Below are 21,688 nucleotides of genomic sequence, written 5' to 3' on the forward strand. Positions count from 1 at the left end.
TCAACGCCTCGGTCTCCGGAACAGGCTCGCCGTTTCGCCTGATGCACCCCTGTTCATTCAGTCCCAGGCAGGCGACACATGACGGGCCGGTCCCTCGGAGGTGGCCTGTCAGGGCTGGTCGGCCGGGGCGGCGTGAGCCCGCTTCGCATGGTTGGAGATGCTCGCCGGTGCGCCGACGTAGTCGCACGCCGGACACTTTCGCCATACGCCCTCGGAAACGGCCCGCGCGCTGACCGAGTGCCCCGGACCATATCCGTGTCCGTGGAGCAACTGGGCGACGGAGGAACCGTATTCGACAGCGAGCAGCGCTGCCTCTGCCACCTTGTCGTGGCCGGGAGCGAAGAATGACCCCGATCCGACCTTCTTGGCACAGCCGCACCAGCAGGTGCCGGTCGGAGTGAGGTGAGGGAGAGGTCTCGACGTCATGACGCCACGGTAGATCAGTGAGGGTAACTGCCTTGCCGGTTTGCCGTGTTCGGTGGCGGGGACAACTCTCGATGTCAATGCCTGCCGCCGTAGGCCGGCGAACGCGGTCACGACCTCTGCCCCTTACGCCTCTGCACCGCACGGGGCTTGGTTCTCCCGCTCGGGTTCTGTGCGACTACGCCGTCAGCATCCGTTCCCCCTCCGTGCCGCCGTGGCGGTCGTGCCAGGCCTCGCGGTGGGCTCGGGCCGCGGATTCCGCGCGGTGCAGGGCCGGGGGCGGGACCGGGAGGCGGCACAGGGCGTCCAGGGTGTCGAGCATGCGGTCCGCGAAGCGGCGGCCCAGGGGGGTCAGGCGGTCCGAGGCCAGCAGGACGAGCGTGGCCTCGCGGGCCGCCAGCCGCCAGCGGGCGAACTGCACGTGCGCCTCGAACCGCGCGTGCGCCTCGGCCTCGCGTTCGCGGCGGCGGTTCCAGAAGCGGGCCACGCCCAGATGCGCGTACGCCCCGTGGAACAGCCCCAGCAGCGGGCGCGGATCCGGACGCCAGGGGGCGTAGAAGCGCTCCGGGCCGCCGGGGTCGAACAGGTCGAAGAGGTGCAGCAGCGCCGCGAACTTGTTGTGCTGCATCTCGTGCGCCACCGTCACGGCGAACCCCGCCGCCGTGGGCGGCAGCGACAGCGCCACACAGCCGAAGGTCTCCGCGCTGCTGCCGCTGACGATCCCCGGACCCGGCCGGTCCAGCGGCACCAGCAGGCGCTCCCCGGCCGCCAGCTCCTCGTACACCTGCGGATGGCCGGCCCGCAGCAGCGCGCACGCCTCCCGTGCCACCGCCGCCCACGTGGCCGCCTCCCGCGGGCCGATGCCGTCGGGGCGCACGGCCGCGTGCGGGAACGACGGCCGGTCCACCACGTCCAGCAGCAGCGACGCGCCGCCCTCCAGCGTGGTCAGCAGACGCGCCCCGTGCCAGCGGCCCGTGCCGGGGTACGGGCTCGGGGGCATCGGCGTGCCGCGGTACGGCGCCGGGGGCAGGACGACCGTGTCCTCCGTGCCGTCCGGCGCGCGCAGCACGATGCGCGAGCCGCCCTCGGGATCGGTGCGCACCTCCGCGCGGTCAGCGGCGGTCGCGCCCGGGAAGCGCGCCCTGCCCAGCCCCGGCAGCGCGACCCACACCCCGTCCACCGGCAGCGCCGTACGCCCCGGCAGTCCGGCGCGGACCGCCGCCGCGGCCGCCAGCGCCGTGAACCGGGCCACCGACGGCTCCTCGCCCCGGCGCGGACGCGTCAGCCGTGACAGCACCTCGAACAGCAGCGGGCCGGCGGTGGGATGCGTCAGGACGGCCGCCGCCGCATCGGGCGCGGTGCGCGCGGCCGCGGTGAGCAGCTCCCAGGCGCGCCCGGCGTCCTCGGCGACCCGGCCGCCGGCCCGGCCCGCCGCTTCGGTCACGGCCCACGCGCAGGCCAGACGCCGGCTGTGCTCGGCGCGGGCCAGCAGCCGCAACGCCTCCGCCCCACCGCCACCCGCGGCGACCGCGTCGAACATCGCGCCCGGCATCCGGTAGGGCGCCGGCATCCGGTACGGCGACGACGTCATCCCACCTCCGCGCTCATCGGCGTCGTCCGGGGGCCGTCGTCGCGGCCGCAGTGTCGTCCCGCCTCACGAAGCGGGCCGGGCACGCTGGGCGGTGGCCCACCGACACGGCGTGTCGCGGGCACCGAGCCGGCGGCACGGGCGGTTCCCGGTTCCCCGGGCGCCGCAGCCACCGCCCCGCCCAGGTCCGCCGCCAGGCGGCGCCGGACCCGGGTGATCAGGGCGGTCAGGTCCGCGCAGTACACGCTCGGGTTGGCGAAGCCGGTCGGGCGGCGGTAGCGGGTGGCGTAGTGGCCGCCGCCGCACACGGGGTGCAGGGGACAGGCGCGGCACTGTGCGCACAGCCCGTCCGCGCCCCACTGGCGCGCCGCGATCCCCGGGTGGCCCAGCAGCGTGTCGAAGGAGTGGTGCCACACGTCGAGGCCGGTGCGCGCGGCCCCGTCGTACGCCGTGCGCAGCGCGTCGTCCTGGGCCAGGGAGCCGTCCGTCTCCACGACCGCGTAGCGCACGGGGGACAGGCCCAGCGACTCGGTGCGCACCGGCGCGCCGAGCAGCAGCGCCATCAGGTCGTCCAGCAGGCGTACCTGCGTCTCCTTCACCGGCGCGTCGTACCAGCGGGTGAAGACGGCCCACAGCCAGTCGGCGTAGGGGGTGCGCCGGCCCGTGGGGTCCAGGCCGGGCGGCGGGACGTGCCAGGTGCCCAGCGGCAGCAGGAAGTCGACGGACGGCGGGGCGTACGCCAGCAGCTCCTCGTAGGTGCGCACCGGGTCGTTCGCCAGGTCGACCGTGCACAGCAGTCCCGCGAACAGGGGCCGGTAGGGCTCGCCGGCGAGCAGTCGCAGCGCCGCGCTCACCCGGGCGTGGCTGCCGCGGCCGTCCGCGCCGCGCCGGTGCCGGTCGTGGGCGGCTCGCCCGCCGTCGGTGCTCACCCCGACCCGTACGCCCAACTCGCCGAGAAGGTCGAGCCGTTGGCGGGTGAGGCGGACGCCGTTGGTCTGCAGCGACACGTGCAGCCGCACCCCGTCGCCGGTGGCCGCCCGCAGGGTGCGCACCGTGTGGGCCAGGGCCCGGTCGCCCGCGAGCAGCGGCTCGCCGCCGTGCAGCACCACGCCCGCCTCGCGGGTCCCGTGCGCGCTCAGGTGCTCGGCGATGCGCTCGGCCGCCCGCTCCACCGTCGCGGGCGCCATGGTGCGCGGCTGCCGGCGCCAACCGGTGTCCCGGGCCCGGTACATGTAGCAGTAGTCGCAGGCCAGGTCGCAGCGGCTGTGCACCTTCAGGACGAAGGAATCCAGCGGATACGGCTTCCAGCCGGCCGCCCGCCGCGCCGCCACGTCGGCGGCCGTGGGCCAGGGCGGCTCGGCGCGGCGCAGTGGCGGTCGACTCATCCGCTTCCCCCCGACGGCCTCGCCACGGGCCCCGCTCGCAGGGCCGGCGGCACACCCGTCCGGCCCGTCCGACGACCAGTATTCGGGGGTCGTCGGTGCACCGTCAACATCGCTAATGAGACAACGCAGGTGGGAGGCGGGGGAGTTGGCCGGACACCGCGGTGCGCGGATGGCGTCCGGACGCTGCCGCCGCGGGGTGCCCCGGCGTTACGCTGAAACGATGGACGCCGGCGCGGCCCGCGGCTGCCCGGTGCTCCACGACGCCACGAGACCCCAGGGAGTGACCCCGTGGAAGCAGCCGAGGGCACCGCCTCCGCCGAGGCGCGCGTCGCGGGACGCGCGCCGGGGCGGCGGGTGGCGGACGGCGGCGGTGACGCCGGCGCGGGCGACGTCGAGTCCGTCGTCCTGGACATCGCCGGGCTCTCCCCGCAGGACGTCGCCACCCTGCCCGGTTCCGTGCTCGACGCGCTGCTGCGCCGGGTCCACGACAGCTGCGCCGAGGGCGACCCGTTCGTCACCGGGCACAAAGAGAGCCAGTGAGCACCGGGACACGGAGCCGCGGCCGTGACGCCACCGGCCCCGCCCTGTACTGTCACCCCCCGAGCGTCCGTTTTGTCCCGCGGTGGGGCGGCTCCGGCCCCGTCCGGCGCCGCCCGCGCCCCGTTGCCGTACCGCCTCCTTGCCCCTCGCACCGTCCCGTCGTGCCGCGCCGAGCGGAGAGGTCATGTCCGACGTCAACTCCCCCGACCGCACCGGTCCGTTCGCCGTCTTCGTCGCCGCCTCCGAGAACCTCGGTCTGAGCACGACCCTGCGCAACGTCGCGGACATCCTCGCCGAGGCGGGCCGCAGCGTGCTGCTCGTGGACTGCCGCACCGGCGCCCCCGACCCGGCGCCGCTGCCGCCCCCCGCGCCCGGGCAGGTCACCCTCGCGCGCCCGCCCGCCGGACAGCCCCTCGCGGCCCTCGCCGCCGACCCCGTCGCCGCCGCCTACGACCACGTCCTGATCGAGGCGCCCGTACCCGACACGCCCGACGCGGACGAGCCCGCCCGCACCGCCGCCCCGGCCGACGCGCTCGTCGTCTGCTTCGCGATGACCGCCTGGTCCATCGACGGCGCCGCCGCCCTCGCCGAGGACCTCACCGGGCGCGCCCGGCGGCCCGTGCGGCTGCTCACCCTCGGCCTCAAGAGCGACGTGCGCGTCCACGACCGGCTGCGCGACGCCCGCGAACGCGTACGGCGCCGCTTCGGTCCGCTCGCCGCCGCCCTCGGCGACGCCGACATCCCCTTCCTGGAGGTCCCCTACAACCCCCTCTACCAGGACGTGCGCAGCCTCGCCGTCCAGTCCGAGGACGCCGGCACGGTCATCGGACTGCGCCCCTACTACGAGCGGCTCGCCGACTGGCTGCGCGCCCGTCGCGCCCCCCGCCTCGACGAGGTCACCGTCGTCCACTCCACCCGGCACGCCCCCTGGGCCGCCTGGGTGCGCGACCGGCTCGCCGCCAGGGGCGTACGCACCCGGCTGCGGCGCGCCGACACCTACACCGGCGAACGCCCCGACCGGGGCACCGCCCTGCTCTTCCTCGCACCGGACGGCACCGACGAGACCCTGCTCGGGCAGATCGGCGCGCTGTCCCACACCGATGTGCGCATCGTCCTGGTCGACGAGCCGTTCCCGTACGCCGCGGCCGCCCACCACGAGCGCATCGACCTGCGCGAGGCCGGCGAGGAGGAGGCGCTGCGGCTGCTGTACACCGGCCTCGGACTCGACGCCGCACGGCCCGCCGAGCAGGCGGGCGCGGCCCCCTTCCCACGGCTGCCGGAGACGAACAACATCGGCCCCCGCAACCGCTCCTTCATCGACCGCGACGAGTTGCTGGCCGCGGTGGAGGACCGGTTGCGCGACGCCGGGCGGGACGGCGCCTGCCTGGTGCTGCACGGGCCGAGCGGCTGGGGCAAGAGCGAGACCGCGCACGAACTGTGCCACCGTCACGGCTCCGGCTACGACGTGGTGTGGTGGGTGCGGGCGTGGGAACGCGGGCGGGTCGAACGCGGGTTGCGCCGCCTGGCCGGCCGTCTCGACACGCCGCAGGACCGCCTCGGACCCGCCGACACCGCCGGCGACACGGTCCCGCGCCTGCTCGACCGCCTCTCCCGCCCCGACGAGCCCACCCGCTGGCTCCTGGTCTACGACGGCGTCGCCGACCCCGCGACCCTCACCGGTCTCCTGCCCACGCCCCACGACCACGGCCACGTCCTGATCACCAGCCGGACCGCCCCGGCGACGGAGGAGGAGCGAGGGGAGCGGCCCGTCGCCGTGCTCCGGGCGGCGGACGGGGAGGAAGTCCGGCCGGGTGGCGAACCGTCCGTCGCCGACGCCGAGTCGCGCGCCCTCGCCGACGCGCCCTCCCCGGGCGGCGAGGCCTCCGCCTCCCAGGACGACCCGCCCGCCGTCCACCCCAGCCCCGCTGCCCCCGTCGGCCCGGGCCCCCGCCTCCGGTCGTACCCCATGTCCCCGATGGCCGGCGACGAGAGCCGTGCGCTGCTCGCCGAGCGGGTGCCGGAGATCAGTGAGCGGCAGGCCGGGCAGGTCGGCAGCGTCGTCGACTTCGTGCCGCACGCGCTGCACCTGGCCGCCCACTGCCTGGCCGAACGGGCCGCGGGGCACCGGCGCCACGACCACCTGACGCAGGACGCGGCGGTGCGGGACGCCGTCGGGGACCTGCTCGCCGAGTACCGGGCCGGCAAGACCGAGCTGATGCGGCGCGGCGGGACGGCCACGCCGGTCGCCGTGATGGTGCACGTCGCCCGGCGGTTCGCCCAGACCACCGAGGGCGCCGCCGCCTGGCGTTCGGAGGCCCCGCAGCGCGACGCGCTCGGCTGGCTGCTGGACGCCGCCTCCCTGCTCACCGGCCGCGGCATGGGCCTGGAGCTGCTGCGCTCGCGCCGCATCCTGTCCGAACTCGCGCGCGACGACGACGTGGCGGGCACCGGCGGCCCCCGTCACGCCGACGAAGTCCAGCTGCCGGACGAGCACATGGTCAGCGTCGCCCTGTGGGCGCTCGCCCAGGTCGGCCTGCTCGACGTCGACTTCGACCGCGCCGCCCAGCCGCTCGCCCAGCACCACGGCCTGCGGGACCTGATCCGCGCCGGCATGAGCGACGCCGAACGCGCGCACATCGAGTCCGTCCTGCGCGGCGTGCTCGCCGAGTACGTCCCGCAGGAGAGCCAGGACCTGCCCGCCGACTGGGCCCGCGAGGTGTACTCGCTGCGGTTGTGGGAGGACACCCGCCCCCGCGTGCGCCGCTCCCTGCTGCGCCACCTCAACGCGCTCAGCCAGCGCGCCGAGGCCGCCGACCTCGAACGCCTCCTCGACATCGCCGCGCAGGCGCGCACCGCCTGGCACTCCGACGACGACGAGCAGTCCCCCGAGTACCTGCGGCTGCTCAACCTGACCGCCCGCGCCCACCGGCTGCGCGGCGACTACGACGCCTCCCGCCGCTTCGCCCAGGACGCCCTGCTCGGCCACCGCAGGCTCCTCGGCATCACCCACCCGCGCACCCTGCTCTCCGCCGACTCCTACGCGGCCACCCTGCGCGCCCTCGGCCGGTTCGAGGACGCCCTGCTCGAACTGCGGCCCGCGCTGGACGGCTTGACGCTGCTGCTCGGCTGGAAGCACCCGGCGACCGTGCAGGTCGAGCACAACCTCGCCCTCACCGAGGCGCTCACCGGCCGCGCCGCGCAGGCCCTGACCCGGCTCCAGGAACGCTTCCGCTACCGGCAGGCCGTCGGCGGCAAGGACGACCCGGTCGCCTGGGACTCCGCCGACCTGCTCGCCTATCTGCTGCGGGCCACCGGCCGCGACGGCGAGGCCCGCGACCTGCTGCGCCAGCGGCTGCGGCGGCTCGGCGACTCCTGGGGCCGCGACCGGCTGTGGACCGAGGTCGGCCTCGCCGTGAGCGAGCGCCGGCTCGCCGACGGCTTCCCCGCCGTCAAGGACCCCCGCTACGGCTACGAACGCGCCCACGAACGCGACCGGCGCGCCCTGACCGAGTACCTCGCCCGGTTCGGCGCCGCCCGCTTCGACACGCTGCGCTGCCAGTTCAGTTACGCCGCCGACCTGGGCGCGCTCGGCAAGGCGGAGGAGGCCGAGGCCCAGGCCCGCCGGTGCGCCGGCGTCTTCGCCCGCAGCTTCGGCGCCGGACACCCGTACACCGGTCTGTGCCATGTCCGCCAGGGCGTCTACCTGCGGGCCATGGGCGCGCTGCGGCCGGCCGAGGAGGTGGGCCGCGCCGGGCTCAACCTGCTCACCCACAAACTGGGCGGCGCCCACTCCTGGGTCGCCGCCGCCGAGAACTCCCTCGCCGCCACGCTCGCCGCGGCCGGCCGCACCGACGAGGCCGTCGAGCTGGCCCGGTCCGCTCTGGCCCGGCTCGGCGACCTGGGCGTGGCGGACCGGCCCGACGGACGCCGTGTCGCCCTCCACCTCGACCACCTCACCGGCACGGCCGCCCGCCCGGCGCCGCCCTCCGGCTACGACATCGACCTGGAGCTGCCCGGCCTGTGACCCCGGCCGCCGGGAGCCACCCTCCGGGGGCACCAACCCCCGGGGTGCCGGCGGCCCCACCGCACCACCCGCAGCAAGCCCCACCCCACCGAAAGGCGCGTACCCGTGGCAGCTCCCGCACCCCAGCGCACCAGCACGCTGAAGCAGTCCCACTGGACCGTCAAGCGGCACGGCGTGATCACCGAGATGTGCGAGGAGACCGTCGCCGCCACCCCCGCGATACGCAGCCTGTGCCACTACAGCAACGGCATCCTCGACTTCGCCGTGCTGCGCGCACCGCTGGCACCGCTCAGCAGCCTCGTCACCGAGCCCGGCGACGAGGACTCCGGCGAGTCGCTGCCCGGCAGCCGGCTGCTGCTGTGCGCCCAGGACCTCGGCCTGGTGCTGCGCCCGCTGGGCACCGGCGAGCTGATGCGCACGGTCGTCGCCGGCCCCCGCGGCGGGCTGTGGGGCGGCCGCGCGCGGCCCGGTGAGTTCCTCGCCGCGGTGACCGACCTCGGCGACGGCGTGCCCGCCACCGACGCCGCCATGAACCGGCTCGTCACCCGCATCCGCACCGAGATCCACTCGCTGCCCGACGAACTCCTCGGCGGCGACCCGGTGGCCAAGGCGCACCTCACCTCGATCCCGGCCCCCGAAGGCCCGCGGATCGACTTCGGCACCGGCGCCGCCGCCGACACCGGCTACGAGGAACGACTGCGCCACCTGTGGCGCGCCCACGTCAACACGACCGATCTGCACTACGCCGGCTACTACCGCGACTGGACGCTGGTCTGCGTCGGCGACGTCTTCGACGCCCGCGAACTCGGCCCGCGCTTCATCGACGTCAGCGTGCGCACCCGGCGCACCGCCTACCGGGACCTCTCCCGCAGCCTGCGCGGCCATGTCGTACGGCTCACCGACGCGCTCGGCCTGATCGCCCCGCCCGTCCCCGGCCGCGCCCCCCTCGACCGGCTCGTCCTCGACGTGCAGGAGGGCGCCGTCCACGTGCACTGGACGTCACCGCACGCCTTCCTGCTCGGCGTCACCCTCGACCAGCGGCAGGTCGGCCACGCCGAACAGCGCCTGGCGGGCCTGGCCCGCGCCCTGGGCGACGAACCGGACCCGCGGCGGTTCACGACGCCGCGCTGAGCGTCCCCCACACCTCCTCCGCCAGCGACTCCACCGTACGGGCGGGGGTGAGGCGGTGGCGCTGGTCCGCGCCGCCGAGCAGATGCACCGGCAGCACCTCCACCGCGGACTCGTACTCCCGGCAGATCCGGCGCAGTTCGCTCAGCTCGTCCTCGGTCCGTGCGGCACCGGGCGCCCTCCCGGCGGCCCAGTCGGCGACCGCGCCCCGGAACCGCTCCGTCAGCTCCCGCACCAGCGTGGCGCAGCCCAGCACGCTCAGATCGGCCGGCGTCGCCCCCACCCGGTCCGTGGCACGGCCCGCGACCCGCCCGGTCACCGACTCCAGCATGGCGAGCGCGTCCTGGAAGCGGCGCCGCACCGGACCGGGCAACCCCGCGGTGTTCGGCTTCGGTTTGCCGCGCGGCGGATGGTCCGGCGACGCGGCGACGGGCCGGGTGTCCAGGGCGAGACCGGCCAGCGTGCGCTGCATCTGGTCCAGCCGGGCGGTCTGCAGCTCCAGGTCGCGGCGCATCCGCTCGCCCAGCTCCAGCAGGTCCTCCTCGCGCCGCTCCTCCACCAGGCGCCGCTCCAGCTGCAGCAGCGCCTCGTGCGCGCTCACCGCGAAGCCGCCCTGCCGGTACACCAGCGGCCGCGAGCCGATGGCCCGCCCCAGCCGGTCCTGCATCGCCTGCGACACCAGGCCGTTGACCACCAGCAGCGCCTCCAGCCGGCCCGGGCGCACCGCGCTGCGCAGGCCCAGCACATGGGCGGCGACCCGCTCGGCGTCGTCGGCGCGCAGCACCGACCGGGCGCGGATCACCGCTATGTAGGCGTCCTGGGCGGGGGAGAGCCAGTACACGACCTCCTCCCGGCCGTCGGCCGAACGGGACAGACGGGCCGGCACCGGGTCACGGGAGGCGATCCGCCACTGCCCGAGGTCGAGTGCCTCGTGCAGGTCGGCGAGCACCTGACGGTCCGTCACCCGCTCGTGCAGCCGGCGCACCGCCGCCAGCACCACCGAGCCCGGGATCCGGCGCACCGCGCCGTCGACCTCCGCGATCTGCCAGGCCTGCCGGCACGTCTTGAGGATCTCCCGCGGCACGCCCTCCGTCAGCTCCGGCAGCAGCCGCAGCGCCTCCTCGTCGAACGGGCCGGTGTCCGGCGGACCGGTGTCGGGCGTACCGATCACAGGCGAATCCGCGCCCTCGCCGGTACCCGTGCCCGCGTCCGTATCCGTACTCGCCTCCGTACCCGTACCCGTACTCGCCTCCGAGCCCGGCGTGCCGGCGGCGGCGAGATAGCGGGAGACCAGGGCCCGGGTGTCGCGCGCGTCCAGGCCGTTGGCCCACAGCTGCACCACCCGCTCGTGCACACTGGCGCGCAGCGCCCGCAGCCCGTCCGGGGAGGTGCAGAACACCAGCAGACCGCCGTGGCTGGTGAAGATGTTGACGAGGCGTTCGAAGGCGTCGATGAACGTGCGCCGGTTCTCCTCCGGCCACTCCAGCACCTTCTCCAGGGAGTCCAGCAGCAGCACGTACGGGTTGCCGACCCGGCCGTGCAGGAAGCCCTGGACGGCGAGCGCGTCGAAGACCCGGTCGATGCCGGCCGCGGTGTCCGCCCGGCCCGGGTGCGGGCCGATCGCCTCGGTGATGCCGCGCTCGCGCAGCGGCTCGGCGGGCTCCTCGCCGCTCAGCCAGTTCCACACCATGCGGCGGAACGGCGGCTGCAGCAGCAGCGCGAGCGCGGTGGCGAACCGGCGGTGCTCGGTCACCTCGCCCAGCGTGCCGCGCAGGTCGGCGTGGATCACCTCCGGGTCGTAGCGCAGCGCGGAGACCACCTTGTCCGGGTCCAGCGTGCGGTCCCGCAGTCCGGCCGCGATCTCCCGCAGGGTGCCGCGGCGGGGGTCGTCCTCCTCGCCGCCGACCCACGCGGCGGTGACGTACGCGTAGTAGTCGCGGACCAGTTCCTCGAAGGCCTGCCGGCCCTGCGCGGTGTCGGCGGGGCCGCGCAGCCGGTCGCGGTAGAGCCGCCCCATGTCCTGCGCCGGCTCGTCCACGATCCACATCGCCGCCTCGCCGTGCCGCTCGCGCACCGTCTGGTAGGTGCGGCGCAGCGCGTGGCTCTTGCCCAGCCCGAACCCGCCCACCAGGGCCACCGCCCGCCCGCGCCGGCCGCCCGCCGAGGGTGGCGCGAAGTAGTCGGCGACCAGGGCCCGCAGATCGGTGACGAGCGGGGTGTCGAGGTGGGCGTTGCCCGAGTCGGCCGCCACCGCCGCCGGCTCCCCGAGGTCGGACGCCGGTCCGAGGCGCACGACCGGGCTCAGCGGGAAGGGGTTCTCGTGCCAGAGGTCTCCACTGTCTGGGGCCATGGTGGCACTCCTCGGTTCTCCGAATGATGTCGGCGGTGCGAGCGGCGGCGGGTGCGGTTCCTGTGCGGTGCGGGTGCGGTGCGGGGACACGGGCCGGCAGGTGCCGGGGCACCGGCTGCGGGGACGGCCCCGGGAGTGCCGGCTCCGGGCCGGGACAGCCTCGGGAGTGCCCGCTCCGGGCCGGGACGGCCTCGGCGCCGCGCCCGTCGGTTCAGCGGCTGGGCGGCAGCGCCGAGCGCCGGTCCGGGGGCGGAGCCGGCCGCCGGTCGGCCTGCGGTGCGGACCGCTGGCCCGGCGGACGGGCTGGGGCAGGTGCCGTGCTGCGGCCGAGGGCCGCCGGGTCCAGGGTGGGCGCCCGCAGGTCGGCGGCGGTGACCCGCACGCGGCCACCCTGGCGTCTTTGGCGCTCGGCGGCCTCGAAGCACTCCTTGCGCAGCTGCCGCACGTCCAGCAGCTCCCACGCGACGTCGGGCGCCGGCGGCGGGGTGTCGTCCACGGCGGGATGTCCGCCGCGCACGGCCTCGGTGAACTTCACGGGGTCCTCCGGGGTGAGCGAGCCGAGCGAGAGATGGGTGACCTCCGGGAAGGGCAGCAGGTCCCCGACCACCTCGTGGGCGGTGTGCGGATGCTGATGGCTGATCTCGACGAACAGTACGATCCGGCTCTGGGCGTGTCTCAGGCACGTTCTGAGGAACTTGCCGCGCACCTCGCCGCCCGCGTCCCGCCAGTCGATGTGCGGCACGATCGCGAACAGCAGGCAGTTCTGCTGGGCGAGCAGCGCGCTGATCGCGCTGAACGCCTTGTGCACGTCACTGCCGTCGATCACGGGGTCGAACGGCACCCCGGGGAAGTACCCGCGCAGCGCCTCGGCGATCTTGTCCCGTATGGCCGCGTTGATGCCCGGCGTCTCGGCGAAGTCGCCGCGCTCGTCCCAGCTGACGTCGTTGCCGTAGTTGACGTATCCGCCGGTCATCGCCACCACCGGGCGCGGTGGCCGCCAGCCCTGCTCGTACGCGGGCGTGCCGTGGGCCTGCTCGTCCAGGTCCGCGAGGTACTGGTGCGCCAGGTGGATGCACTGATGGATCAGCGTGGTCTTGCCCATGCCGACCGGACCCGTCACCACGACCAGGTGGCCGCGGTCCACATGCGGCATGATCATCTCGGGCAGCCGGTCCAGGCAGCGCCGGAACTCCTCGAGCTGCTCCCGCACATGGTCGACGTCGACCCACTGCCCGGCGTGTTCCTCCTCCGCCCACGGCACCAGCGGATGGTCGTCGCGCGGAACGGCGGGGATCCCGGGCAGATGGCCCCTGCTGCCCGGCACGTACACCCCGAACGGGTTCGGGTGGTGCTCGCCCCCGCTCATACGGCCGCCCCCGCAGTGTCCCGACGCGTGATCCGGTCCCGCACGGTACGCCAACTCCAGTACAGCTTGCTCCGGTTGAGCTCGGATATCAGTCGCAGCCGGTCCTCCATGGCGCTCCGTTGCTCCTCCGCGTACTCCACACGGCCCTCGGTGTCCAGCAGATAGCCGTCCCGGTCCCCGCGCAGCGGCTGGGCCAGCGGCAGGGTGTCGGCGGCGGCCCGCGCCGCCTCCCGGCGCGCCCGCGGGCCGGGCACCCGGTTGAGGGTGCCGGCCAGTGCCGTACGGGCCGCGCGCACCGCGGTGTGCTCGGCCCGCTCGTCGGTCTCGTACGCGGCGAGGTAGTCGTGCACCGCCGTCCGGTACGCGCTCTCGTCGCCGCCCAACTGCTGCCGGAACTGGCGTCGTTCGGCCGACAGCCGCTCGGAGGCCTGGCCGCCGAGGGTGAGCAGCGCACCGGCGGCCAGCAGCGGCAGCTGCTTGAGGAAGTCCGCCAGCCAGCCGCCCCCGCCGTCGTCCTGGGCGGCCGTGCCCGGGGATTCGGAGGCGGCCGCCATGAGCGCCGAGCAGGCCCGCCCGAAGTCGTCCCGCCGCCGCTCGGCCCACTGCTGCAGCGTCAGGGGCCCGCCGCCGCCCCGGCCGGCGCTCGCGACGGGCCGCACGGCGTCCGGCACGGCCGTACTGCCCGGCGCGAGCACCTTCAGCCGTACGCCCGCGGTGACGAGACCCGCCCGGTGCGGCCCGTCCAGGCAGTACACAAGCTGTACGTCCCGTTCGGAGGAAGAGCGCGGCGCCGCGCACGCCGGTCCGGCGCCGGCGGCCAGCAGCACCAGTGCCGCCGAGCAGGCCGCCGCGTACGACGGGCGGACCCGGCGTGGGGGGCGCGGGCGGCGTGGGGGAGCGCCGGCCCGCGCCGCGGACCGGACGCCGGGCGGCCGGCCCGCGCGCGCCGCTCTCCGCCGACCGTGTCCCGTCCCCTGCCTCATACGCCTCTCCCCGTCCGGCCACCACGATGCCCGGTCCTCGCCTCGGCCTCGCCCGTCACGCCCACGTCCGGCCCGTCACGCCCGGGTCGGGCCCGTCACGCCCGGGTCGGACCCGGCGCGAACCCCACCGCACGACGCCACCGCCCTGCGTTCGGCGCCACCGCCTGCATCAGGCGCCACCGCCCTGCGTTCGGTGCCACCACCCTGCGCGGCACCGCCGTCTCTCCCTCGCTCCCTTCCGCCCCCGCCGGTCGGCGAAGACCTGTCCGCCCCGCCAACCGGCCCTACGCCGCCGTCCGTTCGTCCGCCGGCTCCGGCTGCGGAGCCCGGCGGTTGTACGGAGAGTGACGAATCGTGGCGCTCGCGAGTTCCCGCAGACCGGTCAGCGCCCGGAGCCGGGGCGGGCGGTCCTGCAGCAGGCGACCCGCTCCGTACAGGGCGTTCACGGTGAGGACGGCCGGTCCGACCGTGCCCGCGGTGCCCGGGAAATCACGCTCAAGAGTGAGCGCGATGAGCACGGCGGTGATGCCGTTCTGCTGGGCGAGCCCCAGCGCGATCCGGTCACGCCGGGGCAGGCCCCGCACGAACAACGGCAGCACCAGCAGCGCCACCAGCGCCTGCGCGGCGAACGCGGCCGCGCCCAGCACGACGCCCTGCGTCCAGGACACGCCCCGCGCGAGCAGCAGGCCCAGCGCGAGGAACGCGGCGAGGAACGCAGCGCCGACCGCGCGGTCGACCGCCGTGCTCACCGCCTTGGAGCGCACCACCAGCCCCGCGAGGGCGACCGCGAGCATCAGTTGCCGTGTCGCGGCGAGCACGAGCAGGGCCGCCAGGAGCAGCACCGCGCCCGTGCCCCTGGCCCGCCGCACGGCCGCCGTGTCGGGCGCCCGCCCGGCGGCCCACCGTCCCGCGCACCACACCGCCACCACCGCGCCGAGCAGCGCGGCGTTCAGGCCGAGCCCGCTCAGATATCCGCCGGCGCCCCCGGCGGCCACCTCCGGTGTCCCGGTGTGCCCGGCCGCCCGGTAGGCGTACCCGGCCAGATACAGCGTCAGCAGGACCGTCATGGGATCGTCGAAGGACGCCCACGCCTTCAGCAGCGACCGGGCCCGTGGCGACATCCGGCCCTCGCGGTCCAGCGCGGCGACGGACAACGGGTCGATCTGCGCGACCGCCATGCCCAGCACCAGCGACTCCGGCCGCCGGAAGAACAGCAGCATCGTCCCCGCGATCAGCGCCGCCTTCAGCACCACGCCGAGCGTGACCGCCACGAGCACCCCGGTCAGGTCCGCCCGCAGCGCCTTCACGTCGATCGCGTACGTGCTGCCGTAGAGCCCGACCGCCAGCAGCAGGCCCGCCGTGAAGACGTAACCGCCGGAGTCCATCAGCCCGGTGGTGTCCACCGGCAGCCCGATGAGCACCCCGGCGACCAGCGCGGCCGCCCCGCCGAGCACCAGGCCCGGCACCGCCTCGGTGAGCCGCCGCAGACGCGCGCGCCCCGGTGTCGCCATGGCCTGGTCCCCCCTTCGCCTTCCGGGCCCGCACAGCGTCCGGGACGGGCGGGGACGCCTGAGCACGGCGTCGCGCCCGCCGCCGCGGGGCAGGTGAATCGTAGGGGGCCCACCCGCCGCGCCGACAGCCCGACACCGGACGTGTCCACGGCAGTCGACCGCCCGCCGGCCCGCCCTTGCGCGCGCGGGCTGCGGCGCCGTTGCCGCACCCCGGTGTCATGCCTCGAGTTCACGATGCCCGTCCGGGCCCGCCGCCGAACCCGCGCACCCCTGCCGACCGGGCGCATCCGGCCGCCCGGCTCACCCGTCCCGGTGACACGGGGGCACGGCGGGGCTCCCGGGAGGCGCGCACGACGCCCCGCGAGCCCCCGGCGCGCGGAAAATGCGAGGTCGCGGGAGCCCGGCGCGGTGCATGATGACGGACCGCACCACCACCGGGGGGACTCGTGAGCGTGAAGAACGTCCTGCTGTCCGGCATCGTCGGCTCCACCGCCTACGGCCTGGCCCGCGAGGGCTCCGACATCGACCGGCTCGGCCTGTTCGCCGCGCCGACCGAGGAGCTGCACGGCCTGCGGCAGCCCAAGGAGTCCCACGTCGGCTCCGCGCCGGACCTCACCCTGCACGAGGCGGCCAAGTGGTGCCGGCTGGCCCTCGGCGGCAACCCGACCGTCATGGAACTCGTCTGGCTGCCGGACGAGCTGTACGAGGTGCGCACCCCGCTCGGCGACGAGCTCATCGCCCTGCGCACCTCCCTGCTCGGCGCCCGCCGCGTCCGCGACGCCTACCTCGGCTACGCCACCCAGCAGTTCCGCAAGCTCGTCAACCGGTCCGAGGGCGGCGCCGCCCCGCCCGCGCGCGTCGCCAAGCACGCCCGGCACCTGCGGCGGCTGTGCGTGCAGGGCTTCGAGCTGTACGCCACCGGCGCGCTCACCGTGCGGGTGGAGGACCCCGACGCCTACCACGCCTTCGGCGAGCGGGTCGCGCGCGACCCGTCGGCCGCGGAACCGCTGCTGCGCCACTACCAGGACGCCTTCGCGCGCACGCCGAGCGCGCTGCCCGACCACCCCGACGAGTCGGCGGCCGACGCCTGGCTGCGCCGGGTACGCGCCCACTTCTACACGCCGGGGGAGTGAGAAGGGCCGCCCGGGAAGCGGCCCAAGGGGTCCTTCGCCAGCGGTAGCTGATGGAAAATCAGCTGCCCGGACCTCACCGTTCTCCTTAGACTCGCCACGCATCGCGCGCCGCCCCTGTCGACGGCGCGCGATGACCATCGACACCGCATCACGAGTGAGGGGAGCAGGCCGTGCGTGACCGCACCGCTGTCGCCGCTCCCCGCGCCCGCTACGAGGTGATCCTCGTGTCCCGGGCCGTCCGGTGCCCGCTGCGCGGCCGGCACCGGAGACCCGCGACGCACATCTGACGGCCCGTCACCTCACCGGTGCGCCGGTCGACGCGTCCGGGAATCGCGCTGCCCCGAACCCAGCTCATTCCGAAAGGAACGAGGGCCGTGCGCACCGCACTCGACCGTCATCTCACCCACCCGCTCGCCACCGTCCGCAACCTGGGCATCCTCGCCCACGTCGACGCCGGCAAGACCACCGTCACCGAGCGGATCCTGTACGCCACCGGCACCACGCACCGACGTGGCGAGGTGCACGACGGCACCACCGTCACCGACTTCGATCCGCAGGAACGCGACCGCGGCATCACCATCTTCGCCGCCGCCGTCAGCTGCGCCTGGGACGGCCACCGGGTCAATCTGATCGACACCCCGGGCCATGTCGACTTCGCCGACGAGGTCGAGCGCTCCCTGCGGGTGCTGGACGGAGCGGTCGCCGTGTTCGACGCGGTGGCGGGCGTGGAGCCGCAGAGCGAGTCCGTGTGGCGCCAGGCCGACCGGCACGGCGTCCCGCGCCTGGCGTTCGTCAACAAGATGGACCGCGCGGGCGCCGACCTGGACGCCGCCGTCGCCTCGATCCGCGCGCGGCTGCACCCGGCGCCGCTCGTGGTGCAGCTGCCGCTGGGCGCGGAGAACGCCTTCACCGGCGTCGTCGACCTGGTCCGGATGCGCGCGCTGACCTGGTCCGACGGGGCCGAGTCGGCCGACGAGGGCCCGGTGCCCGACGCCGTCCTCGACGAGGCCCGCCGCCGGCGCCGGCTGCTGGAGGAGGCCGTGGCCGAACGGCACCCGGCGGCGCTGGAGGAGTTCTGCGAGGGGGAGCGGCTGTCGGCGGCCACCCTCACCCGGGCGCTGCGCGACCTGACCCTCACCGGTGACGGCGTGGTCGTGCTGTGCGGCTCCGCCTACCGCAACCGGGGCATCGAACCGCTGCTGGACGCCGTGGTCGCCTATCTGCCCTCGCCCGCCGACCGGCCGCCGGTGCGGGACGCGCGGGACGGCCGGGAACGCCCCGCCGACCCGGCCGCCCCGTTCACCGGCCTGGCGTTCAAGGTGAGCGCCACGGCGACCGGGCGCCTGACCTATGTGCGCGTGTACGCGGGAACACTGGAGAAGGGAGACACCGTGTGGGACGCCACCGCACGCCGTACCGAGCGCGTCGGCCGCATCCTGCGCGTCCAGGCCGACCGCCACGCACCCGTGCAGCGGGCCCACGCCGGTGACATCGTCGCCGTCGTCGGCCTGAAGACGGCGCGCGCCGGGGCGACCCTGTGCGCGCCGGACGCGCCGATCGTGCTGGAACCGCCGGACGTCGCCGAACCGGTCGTCTCGGTGGCCGTGGAGGCCCGCCGCGGCACCGACACCGAGCGCCTGGCGGCCGCGCTGGCCCGGCTGGCCGAGGAGGACCCGTCGCTGGTGGTCCGCACGGACTCCGAGACGGGCCAGACCGTGCTGTCCGGCAGGGGGGAGCTGCACCTGGAGGTCGCGGCGGAGAAGCTGCGCCGGGCGCACGGCCTGGAGATCACGACGGGCCGCCCGCGGGTCAGCCACCGCGAGACGGTCGCCCGGGGGCTGAGCGGCTTCGTCTTCCGGCACGTCAAACAGGACGGCGGTGCCGGGCAGTTCGCGCACGTCGTCCTCGACGTGGAGCCGCTGCCGGGCGGGCCGGGCACCACCGGCTTCGCCTTCGCCTCCACCGTGGTGGGCGGCCGGGTGCCGCAGGAGTACGTCCGCGCGGTCGAGGCCGGCTGCCGTGACGCCCTCGCGGCGGGCGGCCCGCTCGGCGGGCACCCGGTGACGGGCGTGAAGGTGACGCTCACCGACGGGTCCACGCATGTGAAGGACTCCTCGGAGACGGCCTTCCGCACCGCCGCACGGCTCGGCCTGCGCGAGGCGCTGCGCGGCTGCGCGATGCTCCTGCTGGAGCCGGTCGCCGAGGTCACGGTGACCGTGCCCGAGGACGCGGTCGGCGCGGTCCTCGGTGACCTCGCGGCCCGCCGCGCCCGGGTCACCGGGTCCGGCACCCGCGGGGGCGCGGCGGTGGTGACGGCGACGGTGCCGCTGGCCGAACTCTTCGGCTACGCCACCCGTCTGCGCAGCCGCACCCAGGGTCGCGGCACCTTCACGGCCCGCCCGACCGGCTACGCGCCGGCGTGAGCCACGCCTGCGGCCCTCCCCGCGCACAGGGGAGGGCCGCAGGCGGCCGCCCTCTCGGAGAGCAGCGGCGTCAGGGGCACGACACCACGGCCGACGGCGTGGTCGACGCCCCCGACGTCCCCGACGCCGGCGCGCCGGTGTCGTTGATCACGTGCGCGTACTGGCCCGCCGCCGCGGGCACCGCGGCCAGGGCGGCAGGGGGGAGCACGGCCGCGGCGGCGAGGACGGCCGGCGGCCGGGTCCGGAGCTCGACGGGCCCCGGGCGCCGTGAGGTTGGGAAGGCATGGGGCGGCTCCCCGGAGGGACGGAGGAGACACCGGTCCTTCGGGAAGTGAACGGTCCTGGCTGCGGGGAGCGCCCTCTTGCCGGGGAATGGTTCATCCTTGAAAGGTGCGCGTCAAGTCCGGCGCCGGAGTTCGACGATCCGCGCCAAAAGCCTTGACGTGCCTGCCTTTCGCGGATTAACTCACGCCCTAAATTAAGACGTGATGAGCTTCCCGGAAGGGACCACAAGGAGCATGCGCAGCATCCGAGCCGCGGCCGTCGGCGCCGTCACCCTCTCCCTCGTCCTCGCGGCCTCGGCCTGCGGCGGCGGGTCGGCCACCGGCGGCGGGTCCAACGACTCGCCCAAGACGCTCACCTACTGGGCCTCCAACCAGGGCGCCAGCATCGAGGTCGACAAGAAGGTCCTCCAGCCCGAACTCGCCAAGTTCGAGAAGCAGACCGGCATCAAGGTGAAGCTGGAGGTCGTCCCCTGGTCCGACCTGCTCAACCGCATCCTCACCGCCACCACCTCCGGCCAGGGCCCCGACGTGCTCAACATCGGCAACACCTGGAGCGCCTCCCTCCAGGCCACCGGCGCGCTGCTGCCCTGGGACGCGGCGAACTTCGGCAAGATCGGCGGCAGGGACCGCTTCGTCGACTCCGCGCTCGGCTCCACCGGCACGGTCGGCAAGGACCCGGCCGCCGTGCCGCTGTACTCGATGGCGTACGCCCTCTACTACAACAAGAAGATCTTCGCCGACGCCGGCATCGCCCGGCCGCCCGCCACCTGGCAGGAGCTGATCGCCGACGGGAAGAAGATCCAGGCCGGGGGCAAGCAGGTGCTCGGCGCTGAGGGCGCCAACGTCTCCGAGAACATCCACCACGTCTTCGTCTTTGCCAAGCAGCACGGCGCCGACTTCTTCACCGCCGACGGCAAGCCCGACTTCACCAGTGACGGCGTGGTCGCCGCGGTCGAGCAGTACGTCGGCCTCATGGCGAAGGACAAGGTGATCCCGGCCGGCAACGCCGAGTACGCGCAGAACCAGTCCGTCAGCGACTTCGCCAAGGGCCGCACCGCGATGCTGCTGTGGCAGTCCGCCTCCGCCAACCTCGCCTCCCAGGGCATGAGCGAGGACGCCTACGGCATCGCCCCGGTCCCGGTGCAGTCCGGCACGCCCGGCAGCGGGACCCAGGTCAACTCCATGGTCGCCGGCATCAACCTCGCCGTCTTCAAGAACACCCACAACCTCGACGGGGCGACCTCCTTCGTGAAGTTCATGACCAGCGACGAGGAGCAGAGGATCCTCAACAAGGCCTACAGCTCCATACCGCCGGTCAAGACCGCCCAGGCCGACCCCGCGTTCAACGCCCCCGCCAACGCGGTGCTGAAGAACACCCTCGCCACCAGCGCCGCCGCGCTGCCCCAGGTCGCCGACGAGTCCCAGTTCGAGACGGCGGTCGGCACGGCCGTCAAGGAGCTGTTCGCCGACGCCGCCGCCGGACGCCCCGTCACCACCGCCTCGGTGAAGGCCAAGCTGGCCAAGGCCCAGCAGCAGATGCCGGCGAAGTGAGAGCGCGATGACGACCGCCACCGCCGCCGAACGGCCCGTGCGCAAGGGAGCCCCGGCCCTCGCCGGCGCTCCCCGCCGCCCCGGACGCATCCGCCGCGCCGGCCTGCCCTACCTGCTCCTGCTGCCCGCCCTGCTCCTGGAACTCCTCGTCCATCTGGTGCCGATGGTGATCGGCGTCCTGATGAGCTTCAAGGAACTCACCCAGTTCTTCATCCGCGACTGGGGCACCGCACCCTGGAACGGCCTCGCCAACTACTCGGTCTCCGTCGACTTCGACGCCCCCGTGGGCGAGGCTCTGCTGCACTCCTTCCTCGTCACCCTCGCCTTCACCCTGCTGTCCGTCGCCCTGTGCTGGCTTCTCGGCACCGCCGCGGCCGTCTTCATGCAGGACACCTTCGCCGGGCGCGGCCTGCTGCGGGCGCTGTTCCTCGTGCCGTACGCCCTGCCCGTCTACACCGCCGTCATCACCTGGGTGTTCATGTTCCAGCACGACAACGGCCTGGTGAACCACGTCCTGCACGACCAGCTCCACCTCACCGACCAGCCGTCCTTCTGGCTCATAGGCGACAACAGCTTCTACGCCCTGCTCGTCGTCTCGGTGTGGAAGGGCTGGCCGTTCGCCTTCCTCATCGTCACGGCCGGGCTGCAGAACATCCCGCGCGAGCTGTACGAGGCGGCCGCCCTGGACGGCGCCGGCCTGTGGCAGCAGGTCCGCCGCATCACCCTGCCGTCCCTGCGCCCGGTCAACCAGGTGCTCGTCCTGGTGCTGTTCCTGTGGACGTTCAACGACTTCAACACGCCCTACGTCCTGTTCGGCAAGGCCGCGCCGGAGGCCGCCGACCTGATCTCCGTGCACATCTACCAGGCGTCCTTCGTCACCTGGAACTTCGGCACCGGCTCGGCGATGTCCGTCCTGCTGCTGCTCTTCCTGCTGGCCGTGACGGGCGTGTACCTGGCCGTCACCTCGCGCGGACGGAGGACCGCCGATGCGTAACTCCC

Annotated in this window: 13 protein-coding genes; 7 read left to right on the forward strand and 6 right to left on the reverse strand. The window is 75.1% G+C overall.

The window, feature by feature from the left end:
• Positions 1–601: 601 nt before the first annotated feature.
• Together ACF1AL_RS07850 and ACF1AL_RS07855 are read right to left on the reverse strand one after the other, a co-directional pair.
• Complete coding sequence (locus ACF1AL_RS07850) at positions 602–2,014, reverse strand: aKG-HExxH-type peptide beta-hydroxylase (protein WP_391825564.1); 1,413 nt, start codon at positions 2,012–2,014, stop codon at positions 602–604.
• Positions 2,011–3,396, reverse strand: coding sequence for an FxsB family cyclophane-forming radical SAM/SPASM peptide maturase (locus ACF1AL_RS07855; RefSeq protein ID WP_391825565.1), 1,386 nt, complete (start codon positions 3,394–3,396; stop codon positions 2,011–2,013). The genes ACF1AL_RS07850 and ACF1AL_RS07855 overlap by 4 nt, the downstream gene beginning before the upstream one ends.
• Before the next feature lie 288 nt (positions 3,397–3,684).
• On the opposite strand from ACF1AL_RS07855, the gene ACF1AL_RS07860 reads away from it, so the two are divergent.
• From ACF1AL_RS07860 to ACF1AL_RS07870, 3 genes are all read left to right on the forward strand, one after another.
• A complete protein-coding gene (locus ACF1AL_RS07860) occupies positions 3,685–3,936 on the forward strand; it encodes a hypothetical protein (RefSeq protein WP_391658178.1) in 252 nt (83 codons plus the stop codon).
• Positions 3,937–4,120: 184 nt separating this feature from the next.
• Entirely contained in the window at positions 4,121–7,960 is a 3,840-nt protein-coding gene (gene fxsT, locus ACF1AL_RS07865) for an FxSxx-COOH system tetratricopeptide repeat protein (RefSeq protein WP_391825566.1), read from the forward strand.
• Between the two features lie 105 nt (positions 7,961–8,065).
• Positions 8,066–9,091 carry a hypothetical protein gene (locus tag ACF1AL_RS07870; RefSeq protein ID WP_391818623.1) on the forward strand — a complete coding sequence of 342 codons (1,026 nt, stop codon included), beginning with the start codon at positions 8,066–8,068 and terminating at the stop codon, positions 9,089–9,091.
• On the opposite strand, the gene ACF1AL_RS07875 is transcribed toward ACF1AL_RS07870, so the two are convergent.
• The 4 genes from ACF1AL_RS07875 to ACF1AL_RS07890 all read right to left on the reverse strand — a co-directional run bounded on the left by ACF1AL_RS07875 (position 9,075) and on the right by ACF1AL_RS07890 (position 15,298).
• On the reverse strand, positions 9,075–11,438 hold the full coding sequence (locus ACF1AL_RS07875) for a hypothetical protein (RefSeq protein WP_391825567.1): 2,364 nt from the start codon (positions 11,436–11,438) through the stop codon (positions 9,075–9,077). The two genes, ACF1AL_RS07870 and ACF1AL_RS07875, sit on opposite strands and share 17 nt — an antisense overlap.
• Positions 11,439–11,649: 211 nt before the next feature.
• Positions 11,650–12,804, reverse strand: a complete 1,155-nt coding sequence (locus ACF1AL_RS07880) for an ATP-binding protein (protein ID WP_391779836.1) — start codon at positions 12,802–12,804, stop codon at positions 11,650–11,652.
• Entirely contained in the window at positions 12,801–13,631 is an 831-nt protein-coding gene (locus ACF1AL_RS07885; protein ID WP_391825568.1) for a hypothetical protein, read from the reverse strand. Before ACF1AL_RS07885 ends, ACF1AL_RS07880 begins: the two co-directional genes overlap by 4 nt.
• A gap of 440 nt (positions 13,632–14,071) precedes the next feature.
• Positions 14,072–15,298: a hypothetical protein gene (locus ACF1AL_RS07890; protein WP_391818616.1), complete on the reverse strand. Its 1,227-nt coding sequence runs from the start codon at positions 15,296–15,298 to the stop codon at positions 14,072–14,074.
• Positions 15,299–15,744: 446 nt separating this feature from the next.
• Between ACF1AL_RS07890 and ACF1AL_RS07895 the strand changes: the two genes are divergently transcribed.
• From ACF1AL_RS07895 to ACF1AL_RS07910, 4 genes are all read left to right on the forward strand, one after another.
• The gene (locus tag ACF1AL_RS07895; RefSeq protein WP_391779839.1) at positions 15,745–16,431 is read left to right on the forward strand and encodes a DNA polymerase beta superfamily protein; all 687 of its coding nucleotides are present in this window, start codon (positions 15,745–15,747) and stop codon (positions 16,429–16,431) included.
• A 374-nt stretch (positions 16,432–16,805) separates the two neighbouring features.
• Complete coding sequence (fusA, locus tag ACF1AL_RS07900) at positions 16,806–18,854, forward strand: elongation factor G (RefSeq protein ID WP_391825569.1); 2,049 nt, start codon at positions 16,806–16,808, stop codon at positions 18,852–18,854.
• Positions 18,855–19,372: 518 nt separating this feature from the next.
• Positions 19,373–20,689, forward strand: coding sequence for an ABC transporter substrate-binding protein (locus tag ACF1AL_RS07905; RefSeq protein ID WP_391825570.1), 1,317 nt, complete (start codon positions 19,373–19,375; stop codon positions 20,687–20,689).
• A gap of 7 nt (positions 20,690–20,696) precedes the next feature.
• Positions 20,697–21,683 (forward strand): carbohydrate ABC transporter permease, encoded by a 987-nt coding sequence (locus tag ACF1AL_RS07910; RefSeq protein WP_386584930.1) that lies wholly within the window; start codon positions 20,697–20,699, stop codon positions 21,681–21,683.
• Positions 21,684–21,688: the final 5 nt, after the last annotated feature.

It is taken from the genome of Streptomyces sp. NPDC014801, from assembly GCF_043082085.1.
GTDB lineage: Bacteria > Actinomycetota > Actinomycetes > Streptomycetales > Streptomycetaceae > Streptomyces.